Below are 21,820 nucleotides of genomic sequence, written 5' to 3' on the forward strand. Positions count from 1 at the left end.
AGGAGTTTGAAGTGAATTTAGAAAAGTGTGAGATTTTAAGTTTGCCGAGAATTAACGATCCTCGCGGAAATCTTACTTATGTCGAGGCTGGTCGCCATATTCCGTTCGATATCAAAAGAGTTTACTATCTTTATGATGTCCCCGGCGGGGCCGAAAGGGGAGGGCACGCTCACAAGGCGTTGCATCAGTTGATTATCGCAATGTCGGGTTCTTTTGATATTCATCTTGATGATGGGTATGAGAAGAAAACTGTCCATATGAATCGTAGCTACTCTGGGCTGTATATCTGCCCGATGATCTGGCGGGAGATCGATAATTTTTCTTCCGGCGCCGTGTGTATGGTGCTTGCTTCGGATTTTTATGATGAGGAGGATTATTACAGGGATTATAATAAGTTTATTGCAGATGCTAATCCCGGTTTATCCGCTAGTTAAGAAGTCCTGATAATTAAGCCCTGTCCCCAAGGGCTTATTGTCATTGTTTATCGGTGATGTTTACTTTCCCGCTTTCTGCCGTGCGCAAATACCGTAGTCTTTTGCGCAGGCTCCACCAAGCACCTGCGACACACCCCGCGCTTTGAGCGTGCCCATCCCGGCGGTTGTCTGTAATCTCCTTCCGTAGCGTCGAATATCCGCTTCCTCAATGGCGTATGCGCCTTAGGTGTTCAGTCTATTACTGCCGCTACAGCTTGCGGTGGGCGCCATAAGGTATTGGTAGATAACCGGTCTTAAGACACTCTGGTGTTTTCAACAGGGGGCCGCTACAATAATTTCAGCGCAGCCGTTCTATCGAACGGCTCAGGCGGCGATCAGGTGTTATCTGATGAGTCTAAATTGATCGGGTAGCCAACTAACGAGCAATGCGTTTTGGCGGATTTCAATGCGCGCCGATACTACATTGATGGAGAATAAGCAGTGAATTTAGAATATTCGACAATAGGCCTGAGATTGGTTGAGGTGGCGGACGCAGAGTTTATCCTGAGTTTGCGTTTGGACGATCGATACAATAAGTTTCTGTCGGGGGTTTCTCCAGATCTGGAATCGCAGAAAGCGTGGATTGAAAAATATAAAGCTGACGAAGCAGCAAAAAAGCAATTTTATTTTATTATTCAAAGACTCGACGGTACACCTTGTGGGACTGTCCGGATCTACGATCTTCGCTCTGATTCGTTCTGTTGGGGAAGCTGGATTCTCAATGAGAGTAAAACCCGCTTTTCTGCAATTGAGAGTGCTTTTCTGGTCTATAAATTTGGTTTCGAGTTTTTAGGGTTTAAAAAGTCTCACTTTGATGTAATGAAAGGGAACGATAAGGTTATTTCTTTTCATAAGAAAATGGGCGCTGTTCAGGTTGGCGAAGATGATGCCAATTATTATTATGAAATTACAGATGACGCAGTTAAACACTCAGAACAGAAACTTTCGGTGATTTTTAAATGATGACTATTCCTTTTCTAGATTTGGCTTCTGTGAATAGGACTTTGCGCAGCGAATTGGTTGAGGCTACGACTCGAGTTATTGATTCTGGCTGGTACATCGGCGGGCAAGAACTGGAAAAGTTTGAGGCGGACTTCGCGAGTTACTGCGGAGTCAAACACTGCATAGGTGTTGCGAACGGTCTTGATGCTCTTATCCTCACTTTGCGTGCGTGGAAAGAGCTCGGAAAGTTGAAAGATGGTGACGAGGTTATAGTACCAGCTAACACTTATATTGCGAGTGTGCTTGCTATTACTGAAAATAACCTCACGCCTGTATTTGTTGAGCCGGATAGTAAAACGTTCAACCTGTGCCCTAAGAATGTTAAAGCGTCGCTGAGCGCCAAAACACGGGTACTCATGTGCGTTCATTTGTATGGTCAACTCGCAAATATGCCAAATCTCATGGCAATTGCGAAGGAACATGACCTGCTGGTATTAGAAGATTCAGCTCAATCGCACGGTGCCAGTATCGATGGCAAGCGCGCTGGTAACTGGGGCGACGCCTCTGGTTTCAGTTTCTACCCTGGTAAGAACCTTGGCGCTTTAGGTGATGCGGGGGCTATAACTACAAATGACTCCGAACTAGACAGCACCCTTCGGGCTATTCGTAACTATGGTTCGCATGAGAAATACAAAAGCTTGTATCAGGGTGTGAACAGTCGCCTGGATGAAATCCAAGCAGCGATTCTGAGTGTAAAGTTGAAGTATCTCGATGAGGCTGTTGCCCACCGAAGAGAAATCGCTCGTATTTACACAAGGGGCATTAATAACGACCTGATACTCTTGCCAGTCAGTAAAGATTCAGACGTTATTAATATGCATCAGCATGTCTGGCACTTATACGTTATTAGAACCGAGCATCGTCAAAAACTACAAAGTCATTTGTCGGAACTGGGTATTCAAACGCTGATTCACTACCCGATCCCGCCACATAAACAAGAAGCCTATTCCGAGTTTAACGGACTGGATTTGCCGGTTACTGAGCAAATTCACAATGAAGTTATTAGCTTGCCAATGGGGCCAACTTTGAGCCTGGAGCAGGCTGAGGAAGTGGTAAAAGCCTGCAATTCATTCAAATTAGCCAACTGACTTTATTCTCAGAGGCCCGTCAGATTAAGTAAGTCCTGACGGGCTGAATGGAGTTATTTGGTGTTTGTGCGATCCCAGGAAAATACAATGTACTCCAGCAGTGCCGGGCCGCTCGTTAGCGTTTGCATCCCTGTGTTTAATCACTCGAATTTCGTCGCTGAGTGTATCGAAAGTGTGATTGCGCAATCCTATCCGAATATTGAGTTGATCATTATCGATGATGGCTCAACTGATTCTTCTTATTCAGTAGTTGAACGTTACATTGATGCTTGTAAAGCACGTTTCCAACGATTCAAAGTTGTCTCACGCCCTAATGTCGGTGTTTCCGAAACGCTGAATGAAGGTTTACGATGGGCTGAAGGTAAGTACTTCTGCGGCTTGGCTTCTGACGACTTAGTTTTTCCTGATAAAACCAGCACCTTGGTTAGTTATCTTGAAAATAATCCAGATGCTGTGGCTGCTTTTGGTTCAGTTTATTTGATTGATGAAAACTCAAAGAAAATCGGTAAGCGAATTGCCAGCGCGATCTATAATTTCGAAGACGTTTTTTTACTTCGGGCCGAGCTACCAGCACCCGCTGCGCTGATAAGGCTTGAAGCATTGAACAGTGTTGGAGGCTTCGACAGGAATACCAAAGTCGAAGATTGGGATATGTGGTTGAAGCTTTCGAAAGGAAGACGTTCTGCTATAGCGGTAGTCTCCGATTTGTTGGCAGGTTATCGTGTTCATTCATCCAATACATGGAAGCAGCTTGATGCCATGCATTCAGCCAAAGTGAAAATAATTGAGCAGTACTCAGGGCATAAAAAATATGCCCACGCTCGTGCCGTTGTGGAGTGTGCTCGATTTAGGGATTTGTCAGTAGCAAGGAAAAGAGAGTCACTGAAAGTTTTTTTTAGTATTTTGCATAACCCGAAAGTTTATAAAGAAATTCGTTTTTATCAGGGTTTGTTTTATCTTTTTTTTCGGTGGTAGTGATGCTCGGTAATGGTCTTTTACATGGAAGTCGAATGGTGTATCACCGAACTTGTAGTAAAGGAGGAGTATGAAATTCTTTGTTACGGGAGGTAGTGGTTTTATCGGTAGAGCATTGTGCCGTGCGCTGGTAGCTCGCGGGGATGAAGTAGTTGTCTTAAGCAGAAAGGAGGGGCTGTATATTCCCGGAGTCGAGGTGTTTTTCGGCGACGTTTTTGATTGGGGGAGCGAGTTCGAGTTACCCTTCCGGCTTCAAAATGTTGATGTGATTGTTAATTGCATGGGAGAAATCCGAGCAGAAAAAAACATGTACGAATTGCATGTCAATGGCACGAGAAAGCTCCTCAATAGTTTTTTGAATCATTCAAAGAAAAGTAGAAGGCCGATACATTTTATCCAGCTGAGTAGTGTCGGCGCCTATGGCATGGCCTCGAGATCTAACGGACGTGAAATAACGATTAACGAGAAATGCACTCCGTATCCGGTAGGACAGTATGAAGTCTCAAAGACTATCGCAGATGAGCTGATTGTTAGCTATTGCGCAGCAGATCCAACGATGAGTTTTACAGTTGTCCGACCTACAAATGTTGTCGGGCAAGATATGTCGAATCAGTCTTTTCATCAGTTAGGCAATATGGTGCGCAAAGGCATGTTTTTTTACATTGGTAACTCTGCATCTGTCGCGAATTACATACATGTTGAAGACGTTGTTCGCGCACTGGTGCTTTGTGCGACCGACGAGCGCGCAAAAAATAAAACATATATTGTCTCTAATGACTGCACGTTGCGTGAAGTCGTTTGCTCAATGGCGAAGCTCTACAAAGTTGGATTTCCAAGCCTGACTTTCCCTGAGTGGTTGGTGCGTTTATCTGCTACTTTATTTTCGCCGATACCAAAGTTCCCGTTGACCAAAGGTAGGGTTGATGCTTTGGTTTCAAAAGTCAGTTACTCTAGCGAGTTGATTAAGGTCGAGTTGGGATTTACCGCTGTTTTTGATATTCCGAGTTCTGTTCCTTCCATTCTGGCGCATCAATAATGATGGAAAGAAAAAGGATTTGTATCGTTTCGACTGTGCCAGTTGTTCTGCATGTATTTATGCGCGCACATATATTAAAACTCTCGGAATGTTTTGATGTGACATTGGTAACATCTGGCACCGTAAGTGGTGTCGATAAATTGCTGTCTGCCCATGTTGATTTTGTGCGTTTGGATATCGAGAGAAAAATCTCCCTAGGAAAAGACCTCCGAGCACTCTTTTTACTGTCCAAGCATTTCAGAACTGCCAAGTATGATTGTGTATTCTCCCTGATGCCAAAGTCAGGTCTGATAGGCATGTTGGCGGGATTTATAGCCAGGGTTCCCGTTAGACTGCACATTTTTACTGGGCAAGTTTGGGCGACTCAATCTGGGTTATTCCGTGTACTCTTATCGACACTGGATAGGCTGTTGGCTTTATGCGCGAATCATCTTTTGGCGGATAGTCACTCACAAAAGCGCTTCCTGGAAGCTAATCGGGTGGCACCTGTTGGTAAGATAAAGGTACTCGGTAACGGGTCAATCAGTGGCGTTGATACGTTCAGGTTTTCTGCAAACCCGTTAATTAGAAGCAAACTCAGGTCAGCGTTAGGCGTCAAGAACTCCGATGTTGTTTACCTTTTCCTCGGACGCGTTTCGCGGGCAAAGGGTATCGTTGATCTTGCAAGCGCATTCAAAAAGCTGTCTGAACAGTATGACAATGTACACCTTCTTTTAGTCGGTCCCGACGATGACGGTGTGGATGAAGAGTTAAGCTCCATTCTTTTTGGGCAACAAGCACGCTATCATCGCAGGGAATTTACAGATGTCCCGGAAGAGTGGATGGCTGCTGCTGATATTTTTTGTCTGCCCAGCTATCGTGAAGGCTTTGGGACTGCAGTTGTTGAGGCGGCGAGTGTTGGATTGCCGGCAATAGTTTCAAGAGTCTATGGGCTCACTGATGCGGTTGAAGAAGGGAAAACGGGGATTTTTCACTCACCAGGAAATAGAGATGAAATATTCAGCTGTATGAAGAAGCTATATGAGGATCCGGTAACCAGGAACCAATTGGCGCAGCAGGCCCAACAGCGCGCGCTAGCTTTTTTTTCGCAAGACTATGTGACTACTGAAATGAAGTGTTATTTAAAGTTGATTCTTGAGTAATGGTATTTTTATATAAGTTGGAATCGCGTCAGTGAATATATTAATAACGGGTGCCACAGGTTTTGTCGGCAATGCATTGTTACACCGGCTTGGTGAAACATCCGATGACAGCATCGTAGCGCTGGCGCGGCGGCCTATTGAGGATGCACCGCTTAATTCAAAGGTCATTATTTCAAATGATTTTTCCGTTCCGGAAGCAGACCTTTCATTATTGAATGATATTGATGTTGTTGTTCATTGTGGTGCTCGAGCTCATCAAATGCACGATGATCCTGAAACGTGTTTGGATGAGTATCGTCGCGTCAATGTGGCCGGAACCATAAAATTGGCAAGGCAAGCGGCGGCGGCCAATGTTAAGCGATTTGTATATATTAGCTCTATCAAGGTTAATGGGGAGCTGACTGAAGGGGGGAGGTTATTCACGGCGGAGGACCCCCCCGAACCTGTTGATCCTTATGGTGTTTCGAAAATGGAAGCAGAGCTTGAGCTACGACGCTTTGCGACTTCGACTCAAATGGAGTTGGTGATAATAAGGCCGGTACTGGTTTATGGACCGGGCGTGAAGGCCAATTTTCTAACACTCATGCATTTGATCAGCAAGAGGATCCCGCTACCTTTTGCCATGGTCCATAACAAGCGTAGCTTTGTTTATATTAATAACCTGCTGGAGTTTATCCGGGTGTGCATGGTGCATCGTGCCGCCGCAGATAATGTATTTTTGATAAGTGATGGGGAGGATCTTTCAACACCTTGCCTGGTTTCAAAAATAACGGCGGCATTTGGTCGAACAGTCATCTTGATACCAGTTCCTGTTAGCATCATGAGTTTTTTAGCGGTCGTCGTGGGTAAGCGCGCTTTGACGACCCGCCTTTTTTCATCCTTGCAAGTCGATGTGAGAAAAAATTCAATGCTACTGGATTGGAAGGCCCCTTACAGCGTGGACCAAGGAATAGAAAATACGGTTAAAGCTTTTATAGAGAACAACAAAACATGATTTATTACCTATTCGTGGCTTTTATTGTTCTGCTGTCGCTGTTGTTGACTTTTGGATTGCGTCGCTACGCGATCGTACGCAATCTTATTGACGTACCTAATTCAAGAAGCTCTCACGTTACTCCAACACCAAGAGGTGGAGGGGTCGCAATAGTATTTTCTTTTTTGCTGGCCAATGTGCTGTTTTTTATGCTGAATATGATTTCAATGCCGTTTTTTTTGGCGATTTTTTTTCCAGGACTACTGGTAGCAACATTAGGTTTTGTTGATGACCATGGTCATGTTTCTGCGCGCTGGCGATTACTCGGGCACTTTGTCGCGGCAATAGGGGTTTTATTTTGTTTTGGCGCTACTCCTGCAATCTCTATAGTGGGATTTGTTGTTGACTCTTGGTATGTCTGTGGATTGCTCGCTGTTTTCTATTTGGTCTGGATGATCAATTTATATAACTTCATGGATGGCATCGATGGTTTGGCAAGTATAGAGGCACTAACCGTTACGCTTTCTGCAGCTTTTTTATATTGGCTGATGGGACTGGATAATTTGATTTGGGCGCCATTGATCATGGCGGCCGCGGTTTTAGGTTTTCTATTTTTCAATTTCCCTCCTGCTCGAATATTCATGGGGGATGCGGGTAGCGGTTTTATCGGGCTAACGCTGGGGGTTTTGTCACTTTACGGAACGTTGGTGGCTCCTCAGTTCTTGTGGAGTTGGCTGATATTGTTGGGTGTCTTCATTGTTGATGCGACTTATACATTGAGTCGACGTCTCCTGCGCGGAGAAAAAGTCTATGAAGCCCATAGAAGTCATGCCTACCAGTCAGCGTCACGGATTCATGGTAGTCATTTATTCGTTACATTGACTATAAGCTTAATCAATTTGTGTTGGCTTTTACCTATTGCAGCCTTGGTGACTAGTTTGAAGCTTGAGGGTGGGCTTGGGTTGGTTATTGCCTATCTACCTTTGGTTTTTCTTGCGCACTGGTACCGCGCGGGAATGCCGGAGCGAGCCTAAAGGCTTACTGTTGTGCAGAGCCAAGACATTGGAGTCCCGCGGCATTTAGCTGATAAAATGACTTTGTTGCTGGTGGGGCTAAGTAATGTGCGATCCATAACTCGTTTTTAACGGGTTATGGATTGCTATTTACTCGAGTATCTAGCGGGGGGGCTATACCAAAGCAGGTAGCGGCGGGGGGGCTACACGCCCAGCCAGCGAAGTCCATGGTTACTTGCCAAGTGCCCTATCTACACCATGCTTTTATCACTCCAAGGCACATTGAAGCTTACTGTCTAGTCCTGGCTACTGATTGCAGTCGTCGCACCGAAATGGCGTTGAGCATTAGATTTAGAGTTTGCGTTTTCGGTAACTCGCTTTTCCTGAAAGCGCTTGTTAATCCACTTCCTCGCGGGCTCTTCGATAATATAGTGAGCAAGTGCAGAGGCCACGATAAGTACTATAAGCGCGGATGCCATCAAAATTTTAGGATTATTTAAAACACTGAGTTGTTGGGTGACGGTATCATGGTGTTTCATCAAGGGAACAATAATTAAAAATTGTAACGAGTAGAAGCAATAGCTTATTTTCCCTAACCAAACAATTAATTTTGATGAAAGGATTGTTGTCAAGATACCCTTTCCAACAGAGAATGATATTAGTAGGAAGGCAATCGTGGGTACGATGATCCAGTGGTGGCCAACGTAAAGTGGCATTTTGCTTCCGACTACAGACAGATAGACTGCTACAATCAGAATTATAGAAATTTGAATATTGGGAGTGCAGTATTTTTTGTATCCGCGTAGAAAGAATAGGCATGCGCAAATTCCGACGATAAACTCGGGCAGCCTGAAAATTGGAATCGAGTAGAAAACCTTGTTGGCTGAGTCGTCAAAAACAGCTGCGCTTACCCCTATCAATGCGGAAAAGCACACGCAGATTGCACTCAATATAACGAGGCGTTTGTTGTCAAATTTAATCACCACTGGAAGTATAAAGGGAAGAAGTAAGTAACAAAATACCTCTACCGAGATTGACCAACTTGCCCCGTCATTCCAGTAGCTAAACATTTGCGGGAACCAAGCCTGAATAACAAAAGCGTTAGCTATAAGTAGCAGGATTATTTTTATTAATCCCAAAGCCGTATCGAACACAGAGCCGCTACCGAAGTCGACGCCAATCCATGGTAGCGTCGCAATCGCGCTGAATGCGTAAATTGGATATATTCGGGAAAATCTGTTTATAAGGTAAGATCGGTAGCTGGTATTGTTGTTGGAGTATCTGTAAGCAAGTACAAAACCTGAAAGGATGAAAAACAGACTCATCCCAATCGCGCCTTGATCAAGTATATTTTTTATATAGATGTTGTCAGACAACGGCCAGCGGATATGCATGTGAAAAAGAAAAACATAAAGTGCTGCAAAAAATCTTAACCCGGTAAGCGGGAGGATTTCTGATTTTGCAATCATATTGCTGAGTCCGTTTGATATTTTGGCGAATCTTAACATGTGGGAACCTTGGCTTGTGCCTGCTTTTTTCACCGTTTTAATGCAGAGGCTTCTTACTGCGACGCTAGCAAGGATGACCGCGATGATGCTCTAGTCAGGTAGGCTGCGATGTATCAGGGAGCTGGGCTTGGGAGTTGTTGTCCAGATGTGCGGGTCAACGGCAGTTGCGGCCCGGAGGTCTGGTCAGCTTAGCCTGAATCGTCGGTCTTGTTCAGGGTGATCATCAGTGGCCCGTTCTGGGTACGTTCACACGGGGCATCCGCTTTTTGACAGGGCGGTTACAGGATCTTCGAGTCAGCTCACTGCACAGGCATACCCGAAAAATCACTGGTGGCATATGCCCATCGCACATACTAATATGATCTGCTGTTGTGCATTTTTATGGATAATGCCGCTGGTTAGAAGTAAAGCTTCATAGCTGGCTAAAAAAATAGGTGTTCTGTGCAGATTATCATTCCTATGTCTGGGTTCGGCGAACGCTTCCGTCGTGCGGGGTATTCCAAGCCTAAGCCCCTGATCGAAATTGACGGAAAGCCTATCGTAGCTCACGTAATTGATATGTTTCCCGGTGAGCAGGATTTTATTTTTATCTGTAATCAGGACCACTTGGACAATCCTGATTATCGGATGGCAGACATACTCAATCAGTATTGTCCAAACGGGCGTGTAGTAGGTATCCCGTCGCATAAATTGGGCCCTGTTCATGCGGTGTTACAGGTAGCAGACCTGATTGATGCTGGTTCGCCGGTTGTTGTTAACTATTGCGACTTTACCTGCTATTGGGATTGGAGTAGGTTCAAGCAATTCGTCCGTGAAACTGCTTGCGTCGGTGCAATACCCGCTTATAAAGGATTTCACCCTCATACACTAGGCAGTACTAATTACGCCTATTTGCGTGAATCGAATGGCTGGGTAGAGGAAATACAAGAAAAGCAGCCTTACACTAACAATCGGATGGCTGAGTTTGCCTCCAGCGGCACTTATTATTTTGCATCAGGGGCAATCATGAAAGACGCCTTTGCTCGGACTGTCGAGCAAGGGTTAAACGTGGGGGGGGAATTTTATGTTAGCCTGGCGTATCAGCCGCTGCTCAAGAGTAACTTGCCCATTGCAGTATACCCACTTCAGCATTTCATGCAGTGGGGGACTCCTGACGACGTTGTGGAGTATAACGGTTGGTCAACTGCATTCCGTACGATGTTATTGCCAGATTGTACGTCGGTGCCAAGAAGCGGTTCAGTAATTGTTCCGATGGCCGGACTGGGACAGCGTTTTGTCAGTGAAGGTTACAATATCACCAAACCGCTGATTCCAGTATCCGGTAAGGCAATGGTCACTCAGGCGACTGGTGATTTACCGCCGGCACTTCATCATGTTTTTGTGCTTAGAAGTGATATGCCTGAGTATAACAGCATTACGCAGGAGCTTCATAAGCTCTATCCCGACGCGATTGTCAGTGCTATTCCCAGTGTCACAGAAGGGCAAGCGTGTACGGCTTTGCTCGGACTCGATGCGCTCGAGCAATCTATCGGAGAAGTTTCAGGGCCTATAACAATTGGCGCGTGTGATAACGGCGCCCTATTTGACACTGAGGCGTTCCAAAAACTCATTAATAAGCCCGACGTAGATGTCATTGTCTGGGGTGTGCGCGGGCATGCCAATGCCATTCGTCATCCTCAAATGTTTGGTTGGATAGACGCCGAGCATGGGCTCATAAAAACGATTTCAGTGAAGGCTCCTCTTGATACGCCGGCAAACGATCCCATCGTAATAGGATGTTTTACCTTCCGTCGCGCCGAAGACTTTCGCCGCGTTGTCGATCATTTGATTGCACGCGATGGACGCATTAACGGCGAATTCTATATTGATTCCTGTATCAATGACGCAATAGAACTGGGTTTGAAGTGTCAACTCTTTGAGGTTGACAGTTTTATTTCTTGGGGAACTCCTAACGATTTACGGACTTTCGAGTACTGGCAGTCGTGTTTCCACAAATGGCCGGGCCATCCCTATCGTCTGGAGTTGGACAGCCGAGTTGCCATCGAAGCATTGACATCGCTTGAAGAACGTTATAGCGCGCCGCTTATTGATTTACCGGAAGCGCATAAATGCTAGGTCGTGAACTGGTCATCTTTATCATCGTCGGTTCGCTGACTGTAGCGGTTGACTTTTTGACTTATCGTGGTCTGGTGGGCGGGCTTTCGATTCATGTGGATATTGCCAAGGGCTATAGCTTTCTAGTTGGAACTTTTTTTGCGTACTTCGTGAATCGGACCTGGACATTTGGCCGCGTTGAGCACGCCTCGGGTACGGCATGGCGTTTTATAGTGCTGTACGCCATTACCTTGGGAGCTAACGTATGGGTAAATATGTTGGCACTAGAGGCGTTCAGTCAGACTTCGGCGGTTGTTCAGCGTGCTTTCTTGCTGGCAACTAGCGTTTCGGCCGCTTTAAACTTCGTAGGCATGAAGTGGTTTGTATTTAAAAATAAGCCCGTGCTGGAGCATCTATGAAGCTTTCTCTGGTAATTCCTTGTTTCAATGAGTCCGCAAACCTGCCTTTGTTATTGGAGCGATGTAAGTCGTTTGCACGACTTCCTGATATCGAGGTGATCTTAGTTGACAACGGCTCGACAGACGATAGTCCGAGAGTTCTCCAAGAGCTACTACCCCTGTACCCGGGTTGCCGAAGTGTTCGAGTCGAAAAAAATCAAGGCTACGGTTTTGGCATTCTTACTGGACTTAGTGCTGCCGAAGGAGAAATCCTGAGTTGGACTCACGCGGATATGCAAACTGACCCTCAGGATACTTTGCGCGGGTTAGAGTTGTTCGAGCAGCATGGGGCGGATATTTTTGTGAAAGGACGGCGCTACGGTCGCCCGATGAGCGATGTGATTTTCACAGTCTGTATGAGTCTTTTTGAAACGCTGCTATTGCGCAAGCCCCTATGGGATATCAATGCTCAACCTACCATGTTTTCCAAGCAGTTTTATCAAATGTGGCAACAGCCACCTCGTGATTTTTCCCTGGACCTATATGCGTACTATTTAGCGCGTAGTCAGCATCTTGATATCCATCGTTTTCCGGTAAGATTTGGCGATAGGGCACACGGATCGTCGCACTGGAATATCAATTGGGCGGCGAAGCTAAAGTTTATCCGCCGGACAGTGGAGTTCAGTATTCAGTTGAAGAAGAGCCTAAAGCCATGAAGATAATTTCACATCGTCGTAATACAATTGCGGAGCTTGACGCTACCTCGACCAAGTATGGCATCGAGGTCGACATTCGCAGTTGTGGTGAGCAACTGATTATTCATCATGATCCGTTTGTTGTTGGCGAGTCTTTTGACGAATGGCTCGCCGTCTACCGCCATTCGACGCTAATCTTGAATGTTAAAGAGGAAGGGCTTGAAGCACGATTGATTTCGTTAATGAAGTCCAGAGGCGTTGAAGACTATTTCTTTCTTGATCAATCTTTTCCATTCCTAATAAAGTGGTCAAATGCTGGGGAAAGCCGCTGCGCCGCGAGAGTTTCGGAGTTTGAATCGATCGAAAGTGCGCTGACACTTGCCGGTAAAGTGGATTGGATTTGGGTAGATTGCTTCAATCGCTTCCCTTTGAGTACATCCGATGCAATCCGATTGACGGCAGCGGGCTTCAAATTGTGCCTAGTGTCTCCAGAACTTCAAGGGCGTAACGCAGAAATTGAAATTCCGGAGTTAATCCGATTGCTGGATTCGCTCGGTATCGTGGCAGAAGCGGTCTGTACGAAACGACCTGACCTCTGGGAACAAGTAGCTAACCGATCATGAGAGGAAAAGTATTGAATCCTCTGTTCTTGCTCGGGCTTGCCATTCGGCTGTTGTTAATTGCAGCCATTGTCCCAACTCCGGTGGCTGATTGGTATGCTCCTTTTTTACAGGCGAGTGTCAATATATTCAGTCTTGATCCATGGGCCGTATGGCTACAGCAAGGAGGTGCTCCCGCGGCTTTTCCTTACGGTTATGCCATGTGGTTGGCATTTCTGCCACTGACCCTAATCTGTGACGCTATTGGAGTACCTGTTACTTACGCATATGGTGCCACATTATTCTTAGCGGACATTTTTGTCCTGCTTCTACTAAGGAGAATGCTGCCAGGCCGTGACCAACTGCTGTTGGCCGTTTACTGGTTATCGCCGATTGTCATCGTTGCCAGTTATTTTTTTGGATTCAATGATTTGATGCCGGTGCTGTTGCTGGTTATCTCGCTGCACTATGTTCGGCAGGCTCGTTTACTTCTTGCGGGGCTGGCTTGCGTGGCAGCCATCTCTGCAAAGTTAAGCATGATATTAGCGTTGCCGTTTTTCATGATTTATTTATTTCATAATCGTACCCAGCGTCAGTTTTTGCGTTACTTTGTCAAGGGGTTGTTGATCGGTAGCGTGTTCACCTTATTACCGTTTTTCCTGATCACAGATGCCGGTGTAATGATGCTGCTAAGTAATCCGGAGATGGGCAAGGTTTACCAGATGGCTATTGATTTGGGCGGTAATATTAAAATTTACATTGCTCCGTTGGTTTACTTGTTAATACTGTATGTAACTTGGCGGGTGCGGCGTCTGAATTTCGAACTGTTTAATGCGATATTGGGTATTGCATTCTTGCTTGTGGTTTTAATGACGCCAGCTTCTCCCGGTTGGTTTATTTGGGCGCTACCTCTATTAGTAACGTATCAACTGAACAGCGATAACATCGCTGTCTTTCTGGTATCGATTTTTTCGGTGTTGTACGTGCTGAGCAGTCTGTTGATGAGTTTGCAGTCAGGTGTGCTTTTGGCTCAGTTTTATGCCTGGAGTGGCTGGACGATATCCCCTCAGTTGGAAGAACACATACTGTCGGTGCTGCATACCAGTATGGCGGCTACGGGCATTGTGCTAGCCATCCGCATCTGGCGGGAAACGGTAAGTCGGAACGATTTTTTCCGTTTAAGCCGCAAGCCGTTTGTCCTCGGAGTGGCGGGTGATTCGGGCGCTGGTAAAGATACGTTCTCCGATGCGATCAAAGGACTATTTGGTAGCCACTCAGTCGCCACCGTATCCGGCGATGATTACCATCTTTGGGATAGACAAAAGCCCATGTGGCAGGTCATGACACATCTCAATCCCATGGCGAACGACCTTGAAGGGCTCGCACATGATCTGGTATCGCTGACCGACGGTAAAAGCATCCAGTCGCGTCATTACGATCACCAGAGCGGACGGATGAGCCGCCCGCTTCGTGTGAAGAGCAACGACATTATCATCGCCAGCGGCCTGCATGCGCTGTATTTACCGATATTGCGCGACTGTTACAACTTGAGCGTCTATTTAGATATCGATGAAGGATTACGTCAGTATTTCAAGCTCAAGCGTGATGTCCATCAACGAGGGCATACCGTCGAGCGAGTGATGTCGTCCTTTGAAAAACGTGAGCCAGACTCCGCACGCTTTATCAGGCCGCAAGCGTCGTTTGCAGATTTGGTGCTCTCGCTGCAACCGATTCATCCCCGCACCCTTGAGGACACTGCTGGCAATCACCCGTTGCGCTTCAAGCTTGTTGCACGTTCACGTAGCGGATTCAATGAACTGTCTTTGATGAGAGTGCTCATCGGCGTTTGTGGCCTACACGTAGACATGGTGGGAGGTAACGTAACGTCCGAGGTTGAACTGACGATCGAAGGAGAAACATCTGCTGAAGATATTGCGCTCGCCGCACAGATGATCTGTCCTCGCATTTTTGAGTTTTTGGATATCCAGCCGAAATGGCAAGATGGGGTTATGGGCTTGATGCAACTAATCACGCTGTCTCATATCAATCAAGCGCTCACAAAACGGTTTATATGATGAAGATATATTCAAAAGAACGATTCGATCGATTGCCAGACGCGATTCTGTTTGACACTGATAATACATTGTACCCTTATGATCCGGCTCACGCAGCGGCTCAGCAAGCAGTAAGAGACAAGGTAGTTAATACTTTTTCGATTAAACCCGCTGACTTCGATAAAGCGTTCAAAGAAGCGCGATCGCAAGTGAAGTCCCGTCTTAAAGGGACTGCATCATCTCATAGCCGGCTGCTGTATCTTCAGCGCATGCTTGAAATTATGGGCTTGGGGTCTCAAGTATTACTCGCACTTGATTTCGAACAGACTTATTGGAGGACATTCCTCAGTAACGCTATTTTGTTCGGTGAGGTCAAAGAGTTACTGGATGATATTCGACTTCTAGGCATTCCCACCGCTATCGTGACTGATTTGACCGCTCAAATTCAGTTTCGCAAGGTCGTTTATTTCGGTCTCGATCATTACTTTGACTACATTGTAACTAGCGAGGAAGCCGGATTCGATAAACCGCACGAAGCCCCCTTCCAGATTGCCTTGGAAAAAATGCGTCCTAAAGGCGACCGTATTTGGATGATTGGTGACAATCCAGTCAATGATATTCGCGGTGGGCGCGAGAAAATTGGCGCAGTGACGATACAAAAAATCCACGACGGTACACCGCTAGGGGTTGGCGAAAACGCACCAGATGCTTCATTTCAGGAGTTTGCTGCGCTTCGTCGCTGTTTGTCCAGATTGGGAGAGCAGCAATGAGTCTTATTGAGAGTGAACGCGTGACCTCGATCATCAATTATTGCGATCTGCTAGGGCAGGACCCTCTGTTGGTTCAGGGCGCTGGCGGTAATGTCTCCTGGAAGGATGGCGACACACTTTGGGTCAAAGCGTCCGGTACATGGCTCGCTACTGCAAGCAAAGATATCTTCGTCCCAGTGGACTTGAAGCAGCTTCGTGTAGCGATTGAAGGTGGTGACTTTGACGTTAAACCTGAATCATTGGGTGAGGGTACGTTAAAGCCATCGATTGAAACGCTGCTTCATGCGCTGATGCCCCAGAAAGTAGTCGTACACGTGCACGCCGTTGAAGTTTTGGCGTACTTGGTTCGCGAAAATTGCGATGAACTGCTCCAGGCGTTGTTAACAAATTGCCCTCGATGGGTGATGGTTGATTACTACAAGCCAGGCGCTGAATTGGCCAGTGCTGTCAGTTCTGCTACTGCACAGGATCCGGCTATAAAAATTGTTTTCTTGCGTAACCATGGCGTGGTAATTGGAGGCGATGACGTCGAAGAGATCAATCACACATTGACATCGTTAATCAGCCAGCTAAGAAGTCCCATAGGTGAAAACACTGTTGATAAACAGCTGAAAGCGACTAATGCCATTGCTAGTCTAGAAGGGTATGTTCCCGTAGAGGATTCCGTTCTGCATCAACTGGCGCTGAATTCGAAACTTTTTGAGGCGCTTAGCTCCTCTTGGGCGTTGTATCCTGATCATGTTGTTTTTTTAGGCGCACACTCTCACGCGTATCAATCGCTTGAGGTGTTTTCAAAAGCTATCGAGGAGGGAAAGGTTGCCCCGGAGCTTGTATTTGTGCGGGGACACGGTGTTTATGTAAAACCGGATTTTACTCAGGCCAAGTCTGCTCAGTTACGCTGCTATTACGACGTCATCCGGCGGCAACCCGAGCACGCGCGTATTCGTGCACTGACACAGCATCAGGTGTATGAGCTGTTAAATTGGGATGCTGAGCTGTACAGGATTCAGGTGTCTCAATAATGATGGCTATGATTTCGAATTTTTTTAGAGTTAAAAAGAATAAACTTGATGAAGATGTGAATGCTCATGAGATGATGGGGAGTCAAGCCTTTGTAAAAGTTTGTTATTTCTTAATTCTCTTTGTCGTGCTGACGCTTTTTGTTGAGAATTTCTTTTTTTCCGAAAGCTTTATCGTACTTCGATTTAGGGAGATAGATGATGTTGCATTTCAGGAAACGTTAAGGCGAATTCATTTACTAATCGAAAGCGCGCAGTACTCGAAAATATGGGAGATTAACGACTACGCTTACGGTTGGGTTTTTTGGGCGCCGTTATCCTTTCTGACCTATCCTTTGTATTTGTTAAGTACTCACGTCGGTGTTGATTGGCCATTAATCGTTGCGCCAAGACAACTATCTTTATTGTTTGCTGTTTTGAGTCTTCTGTTGCTGCACAAGGTGTTGCGCATCGAGGGCGTTGCTGCAGGGCCGCGAGCCATTGCGTTGTTGGTCTTTACATTTTTTCCGACATTCGGTTTTTTTTCATTGAAGTTTGGAACCGTCACCGCGGTGATGTTTTTTTCCATTTTGAGTGTGTATCTGGCGCTACGTGATAATCCGTCGACGGGACGAGGGCGATCATTAATCGCTCTTTCATTAGCGACAGCGGGTGGGATTAAGTTAAGCGGATTGCTGATCGCTCCACTTGTCTTTCTATTGGTGGTATTTCGCTATAAGCGCAGTTCGATCACTATTGTTACGTGTGATTTGGTTGTTACTGCTGTGTTATTTTTGTTGTTTTTTGTTATGTTTACCGATCCTGCGTTAATGATTGCTTACTTTCGGCCGGATATCGCCGATAGATATTGGCAGATACTTACTCATTTCATGGCTGTTACGCACACTAGCTCTGGTTCTGATAGTGTTGCTTTAAGGTTTTTCGACGCTGTTTTTCTAACCGGAATTAATTTCGTGGTTATGCTGGTGCTCAGCATCGGCATGCTGATGTTTTTCGTGAAAGAGAAAAAGCTTCGACTTGATTTAGCCGCTGTTGCTTTCGTTATTTTGCTGGCAAGTCTGTATCTAGGGTTCGCGGTAAAAAACGGAAATAGTATTGGTGTTTATTTTACATCGGTATCATTTTTGTTCTTGTTAGGTGTCGGGGGGTGGGCACATGCCCGATTGGGTATTTTTGTACTGATATTGCTGCTGTCTTTACTTTTCGTGGATTTGATTGCTCGCGAACAACACGAGCTTAATACCCCGCTTAGTGCAAATGATGAGAAGGCGATTAAGTGGAATCATTTAACTTACTTTGTGAAGAGTTTTAAGCTTAGAGATCAGGTTGAAACCGCCGGCGATATAGCGAAATGTATGGGCGTTTCGGAAAGTAAGGCATGGGCTGGTCATGTGTTTATAGATTTCACCATTCCGACAGGGTTTAACTCTTTGAGTTTTCCGAAGTCCTGCGTTTCTGTCGCGTGGAACAATTTGTCACCTGCCGGTAAATATTGCAACCGTCCGTTGGATTTTATGGTTCTAGATAAAACGGCACCGGGATCGCTGCCTCAGAAAGAGTTTGATAAAAAGCTCGCGACGACAGATGAAAAACTAAAGGACGGGTTAAAAGGCGATCGTGCTTCTCGGTTTGAATTGTCTGAAAAAGGTACGTTCAACAATCAGCAGTTTAAACGGGTTTGCGACTTGCCATCCGTTGAAGTATTTGAGGTGGTTAAGTAAATACAATCGCAGGTCGGGGGCCGATTTGAAGATTTTTCAGTGATAAGCGACTGTGGTACAGACCTTCAATTTGTGCCTGCCCTCCCAAGGAAGGTAAGCGACCCGTAAACCACACATGGCAAAAAACCGATGCGTGCATTTAGCACGAGATAGTTGGGGGAACAGTTCGTAAGTAAGCGCTCCATGAACCCCACATTCAAATCTTTGGTTTGAATGTGGGGTTCATGGAGCGCTTACGTAGTTCCGCACGTACGGATCTGTGCGGGGGGGCAGGTAACTGCCATCCCTACCGCGACCAAATAATTAGCATGCTCGCATTGGCCAGTTTAAATTACTTTCCTTGCGATTACTCGCGCGACTGTTGGATCATCGTCGCCATGTTTAGCTAGACCATTTTTCTCAACACAATAGTCGATAGCAAATCCCACCTGAGTGAGTTGTTCGCAAAAATTATCAAGGTTGATAAAGCGTCTGTAGTGGTCAGTGACGCGCTCGTTTAAGCCTACAGTAATCCCGTCATTCATTAGTCTATCTTTATCTGTCCTGAATTCTAGGTAGATTTTTCCTTCCGGCTTGAGTATTTGGTAAGAGTAATTGAGCGCTTGAGTTGCATTTTCAAGAGGCATCGCATGCATCACAAAGCGGCCGTACACTACATCAACTACTTCGGGCATGCCTGAGGTTTTTTTACCAAACTCGCCATCTATAAAGTTTATGTTTAATATGCTTTCGTCACTCGCTCGCTGTTTGTTGGTATCTATGGCGACTACTGATTGGTCAATTGCTGTTACACGGTGTTTTTTCGAGAAGTAAAATGAGTCCCTGCCGTTTCCGCAGCCAAACTCTAGTACATGGCAATGGTGGCCGAAAAAATTTTCATTGCAGAATATGGCAAATGAAGACGGCGCAATCGGTGCGCCTCGTTTGTTGTAGTAAGAATCCCAATATTTTTCCCGGTCACCATAGGCGGCGGGAGCAGGCGGAGAAGAAACGTTATGTAGCCGCACCTTATTCATAAACTTATCTATGATTTCAGTTGCTGCAATTTGAGGGGTGATTTCACCGTGGTTTTTGACGATAATGTCCGGATTTCTGGGCTCTTCAAAACCAACAGAGGTGGATGAAATATTTCCTGCCGCTTTTGCTGCAAGGTAAATGCCTTTCGGGTCACGCTCTGCTCTTATGTCTAATGGGACGTCGAGATAGGCTTCAAGGTAAAGAAGATTGGATAAACGATTTTCGATTCTAACGGATTCAAACATTGCGACAGTGGCAATGATTACAGTTATGCCGTTGTCACATATCCGCTTGCACAGCCTGGAATAAACATATGCCAGCCGTTTTCGCTCATCCAGGTCGTGCCCGAATTTTTCACCGAAAATACTTCTCAAGTCATCCCCGTCCAAGAAAAGTACAGGTATCCCTTTCGCTTTCAACTCTTGGCTGACGATTCTTGCAACAGCGGTTTTTCCAGATCCTGAATAACCGGTTACCCAAATCAAACCGCCTACTTGCATAATTTCGCTACTCATTTAATAAACCTGCTCGAAGTGGGGTGTAAATTTAAAGTGATTTAAGATATTTGGCGACTCGAGCAGAACCGCCGCCTCTTGTAGATCCAAAATATTTCTCGAAAAGATGATCTATCGATTTTTGATTTTCATCCCAAAATATTTGGGTGCTCAAAAAATTCGGCAAATCATGAATGTTCTCTGGTGTGAATACCGGTAGATGTTTTTTTAATTCCAGAACCGAAGAGCCTACATTCATCGGCATGGAGTCGGCTCCAGGTACATCTAGGAAAATGATATTTTTTCCGAGGAATATTGAAGAGAATGGTGTGCCGCCGTAGTCAGCCATAACCAAGTCAGCCAAGCTAAAGAGCTCATTCATGTTTCGAGTTGAGCTACGGTCAATTTTGAATTTGTTTCTTTCAAGCTCAGTGATAAAATCTTTTTCTTGCACGAACGATAATGGATGTGGCCTCACGATGATGTTAAATTCATCCTGCAGATCGGCCATCACCTTAGCATAAGCTGGAATTGACGAACCGACTCCACCAAGGGTCGGCATCCAAAGGAGGGTCTTTTTTTGAATGGATACATCAAATTCTTTTTTGATGCCGGAACAGTCAATGCTTGAATCAAAATAATCGTCGTAACGCGGATAGCCCATGATGAACGTTTTTCCTGGAAAACGTTCTTTGACTATTCGCTCATCATTTATCCCGTGGCATAGAAATATATCGTATATTTCGTTCCAGTCCATCAGGCTCCAAGCGTCGCTAAGGTCCGCACCATACATGTATCTAATCTGTTTTTTTCCAATTTGTAGAGGAAGAAGGGATTCGTTATCAATATTGTATTGCCATAGTGGCTCGCGCCCAAAGGCTATCATTATGCGATTGAGCAGTTTTTTGGAAATATCTTTTTTTGTGATTTTTTTTAGAGATTTGGATGTCCCGGATATAGGGTGGTTTGTGATTACGTAATCAAAAAATATACCGCTGTTGATGATATTTTGTATGTCGAATACTTGGTATTTTTCTTGCCTGATGTGGTTGAGGAATGATGGAATACCTTCTTTTTCATCCCCATTATCATCGATATAAAAATGCTCGGTCAGCACGATGGCGAATTCGGAATTGCTCAAGGCTTTCCAGACGTTTTGATAATGATTCAACATCATGGGTTCGTGCAGTAAAAAAGCATATTTTTTAGTTGGATAAATATACTTAATATTTGAATATTTTAGACGTAAACTTTTCATAATCTCGTTGTTGACACGATCCTTTGCGGCAGAACTGAATAGCCGTTCAGCGCTCTTATAATGGCTACCTTGTAGGTTACCAGCTCTTTTGGGCAGCGTCGCGTCATCCATAGTCGCTGGTGGGGAATCCTTGTTGGATCCAATAAAACAAGCCATCGGCATACACCTTGATAAGTGTGAGCTTGAGCGTTCCTGAACGAGCCTCATGAAAGACAGGACACCGTTTCCCCCTTACGATAAGGGATAGGCAAACGGTGGTGCCTGCGTGCGAGCTGAGTGATGCGCTCAAGCAACTCAATGAGCTACAACGGATGCTGGGCAAGAAAACGATGGAAGCGGAGACCCCCAAAGAAGCCGTAGATATCGCCCGCTCGCGAAAATGGATTGCACATTCACCCTTGTTGCCGGGGGACGACCAGTGAAGCTGGTCAGCGAATGTCTCGGTGTGGCGCGCTCGCAATTAACGGTTCGAATCAAGCAATCAGCATCAC

19 protein-coding genes and 1 pseudogene are annotated in these 21,820 nt (G+C 45.6%); 17 read left to right on the top strand and 3 right to left on the bottom strand.

The genetic code is table 11. From position 1 onward, the window contains the following. Positions 1–11 precede the first annotated feature (11 nt). The 8 genes from AC1RKH_RS20145 to AC1RKH_RS20180 all read left to right on the top strand — a co-directional run bounded on the left by AC1RKH_RS20145 (position 12) and on the right by AC1RKH_RS20180 (position 7,723). Positions 12–434 carry a sugar 3,4-ketoisomerase gene (locus AC1RKH_RS20145; protein ID WP_493063281.1) on the top strand — a complete coding sequence of 141 codons (423 nt, stop codon included), beginning with the start codon at positions 12–14 and terminating at the stop codon, positions 432–434. Between the two features lie 480 nt (positions 435–914). After that, a complete protein-coding gene (locus AC1RKH_RS20150) occupies positions 915–1,436 on the top strand; it encodes a GNAT family N-acetyltransferase (protein ID WP_493063280.1) in 522 nt (173 codons plus the stop codon). Continuing rightward, positions 1,436–2,563: a DegT/DnrJ/EryC1/StrS family aminotransferase gene (locus tag AC1RKH_RS20155; RefSeq protein WP_493063347.1), complete on the top strand. Its 1,128-nt coding sequence runs from the start codon at positions 1,436–1,438 to the stop codon at positions 2,561–2,563. Before AC1RKH_RS20150 ends, AC1RKH_RS20155 begins: the two co-directional genes overlap by 1 nt. An 87-nt stretch (positions 2,564–2,650) precedes the next feature. Continuing rightward, a complete protein-coding gene (locus tag AC1RKH_RS20160) occupies positions 2,651–3,538 on the top strand; it encodes a glycosyltransferase (protein ID WP_493063279.1) in 888 nt (295 codons plus the stop codon). Between the two features lie 70 nt (positions 3,539–3,608). After that, entirely contained in the window at positions 3,609–4,574 is a 966-nt protein-coding gene (locus AC1RKH_RS20165) for an NAD-dependent epimerase/dehydratase family protein (protein ID WP_493063278.1), read from the top strand. After that, positions 4,574–5,716, top strand: a complete 1,143-nt coding sequence (locus AC1RKH_RS20170) for a glycosyltransferase (RefSeq protein WP_493063277.1) — start codon at positions 4,574–4,576, stop codon at positions 5,714–5,716. Before AC1RKH_RS20165 ends, AC1RKH_RS20170 begins: the two co-directional genes overlap by 1 nt. Before the next feature lie 31 nt (positions 5,717–5,747). Beyond that, positions 5,748–6,710, top strand: a complete 963-nt coding sequence (locus tag AC1RKH_RS20175) for an NAD-dependent epimerase/dehydratase family protein (protein WP_493063276.1) — start codon at positions 5,748–5,750, stop codon at positions 6,708–6,710. Beyond that, positions 6,707–7,723, top strand: a complete 1,017-nt coding sequence (locus tag AC1RKH_RS20180; RefSeq protein ID WP_493063275.1) for an MraY family glycosyltransferase — start codon at positions 6,707–6,709, stop codon at positions 7,721–7,723. The genes AC1RKH_RS20175 and AC1RKH_RS20180 overlap by 4 nt, the downstream gene beginning before the upstream one ends. 275 nt (positions 7,724–7,998) lie before the next feature. Here AC1RKH_RS20180 and AC1RKH_RS20185 read toward each other — a convergent pair whose 3' ends face one another. Beyond that, complete coding sequence (locus AC1RKH_RS20185; RefSeq protein WP_493063274.1) at positions 7,999–9,210, bottom strand: acyltransferase family protein; 1,212 nt, start codon at positions 9,208–9,210, stop codon at positions 7,999–8,001. Between the two features lie 441 nt (positions 9,211–9,651). On the opposite strand from AC1RKH_RS20185, the gene AC1RKH_RS20190 reads away from it, so the two are divergent. The 8 genes from AC1RKH_RS20190 to AC1RKH_RS20225 are packed head-to-tail and all read left to right on the top strand — an operon-like array spanning position 9,652 to position 18,560. Then, complete coding sequence (locus AC1RKH_RS20190) at positions 9,652–11,325, top strand: NTP transferase domain-containing protein (RefSeq protein ID WP_493063273.1); 1,674 nt, start codon at positions 9,652–9,654, stop codon at positions 11,323–11,325. Continuing rightward, a complete protein-coding gene (locus AC1RKH_RS20195) occupies positions 11,319–11,723 on the top strand; it encodes a GtrA family protein (RefSeq protein WP_493063272.1) in 405 nt (134 codons plus the stop codon). Before AC1RKH_RS20190 ends, AC1RKH_RS20195 begins: the two co-directional genes overlap by 7 nt. Then, the gene (locus tag AC1RKH_RS20200) at positions 11,720–12,418 is read left to right on the top strand and encodes a glycosyltransferase family 2 protein (protein ID WP_493063271.1); all 699 of its coding nucleotides are present in this window, start codon (positions 11,720–11,722) and stop codon (positions 12,416–12,418) included. Before AC1RKH_RS20195 ends, AC1RKH_RS20200 begins: the two co-directional genes overlap by 4 nt. Continuing rightward, on the top strand, positions 12,415–13,020 hold the full coding sequence (locus AC1RKH_RS20205; protein ID WP_493063270.1) for a phosphatidylinositol-specific phospholipase C/glycerophosphodiester phosphodiesterase family protein: 606 nt from the start codon (positions 12,415–12,417) through the stop codon (positions 13,018–13,020). Before AC1RKH_RS20200 ends, AC1RKH_RS20205 begins: the two co-directional genes overlap by 4 nt. Before the next feature lie 11 nt (positions 13,021–13,031). After that, the gene (locus AC1RKH_RS20210) at positions 13,032–15,071 is read left to right on the top strand and encodes a hypothetical protein (protein WP_493063269.1); all 2,040 of its coding nucleotides are present in this window, start codon (positions 13,032–13,034) and stop codon (positions 15,069–15,071) included. After that, positions 15,071–15,820, top strand: a complete 750-nt coding sequence (locus AC1RKH_RS20215) for an HAD family hydrolase (protein ID WP_493063268.1) — start codon at positions 15,071–15,073, stop codon at positions 15,818–15,820. Before AC1RKH_RS20210 ends, AC1RKH_RS20215 begins: the two co-directional genes overlap by 1 nt. Beyond that, on the top strand, positions 15,817–16,842 hold the full coding sequence (locus tag AC1RKH_RS20220) for a class II aldolase/adducin family protein (protein ID WP_493063267.1): 1,026 nt from the start codon (positions 15,817–15,819) through the stop codon (positions 16,840–16,842). The genes AC1RKH_RS20215 and AC1RKH_RS20220 overlap by 4 nt, the downstream gene beginning before the upstream one ends. Then, positions 16,842–18,560, top strand: a complete 1,719-nt coding sequence (locus tag AC1RKH_RS20225) for a hypothetical protein (protein WP_493063266.1) — start codon at positions 16,842–16,844, stop codon at positions 18,558–18,560. Before AC1RKH_RS20220 ends, AC1RKH_RS20225 begins: the two co-directional genes overlap by 1 nt. 326 nt (positions 18,561–18,886) lie before the next feature. Here the strand turns inward: AC1RKH_RS20225 and AC1RKH_RS20230 are convergent, their stop codons facing one another. Then, positions 18,887–20,092 carry an adenylyl-sulfate kinase gene (locus AC1RKH_RS20230; RefSeq protein WP_493063265.1) on the bottom strand — a complete coding sequence of 402 codons (1,206 nt, stop codon included), beginning with the start codon at positions 20,090–20,092 and terminating at the stop codon, positions 18,887–18,889. A 31-nt stretch (positions 20,093–20,123) separates the two neighbouring features. Further along, a complete protein-coding gene (locus tag AC1RKH_RS20235; protein WP_493063264.1) occupies positions 20,124–21,485 on the bottom strand; it encodes a CDP-glycerol glycerophosphotransferase family protein in 1,362 nt (453 codons plus the stop codon). A gap of 223 nt (positions 21,486–21,708) precedes the next feature. Here AC1RKH_RS20235 and AC1RKH_RS20240 point away from each other — a divergent pair. After that, positions 21,709–21,804: pseudogene (locus AC1RKH_RS20240) on the top strand (hypothetical protein); the annotation flags it as partial. Positions 21,805–21,820 lie beyond the last annotated feature (16 nt).

The organism is Pseudomonas sp. GW822-FHT06B12 (assembly GCF_058799675.1).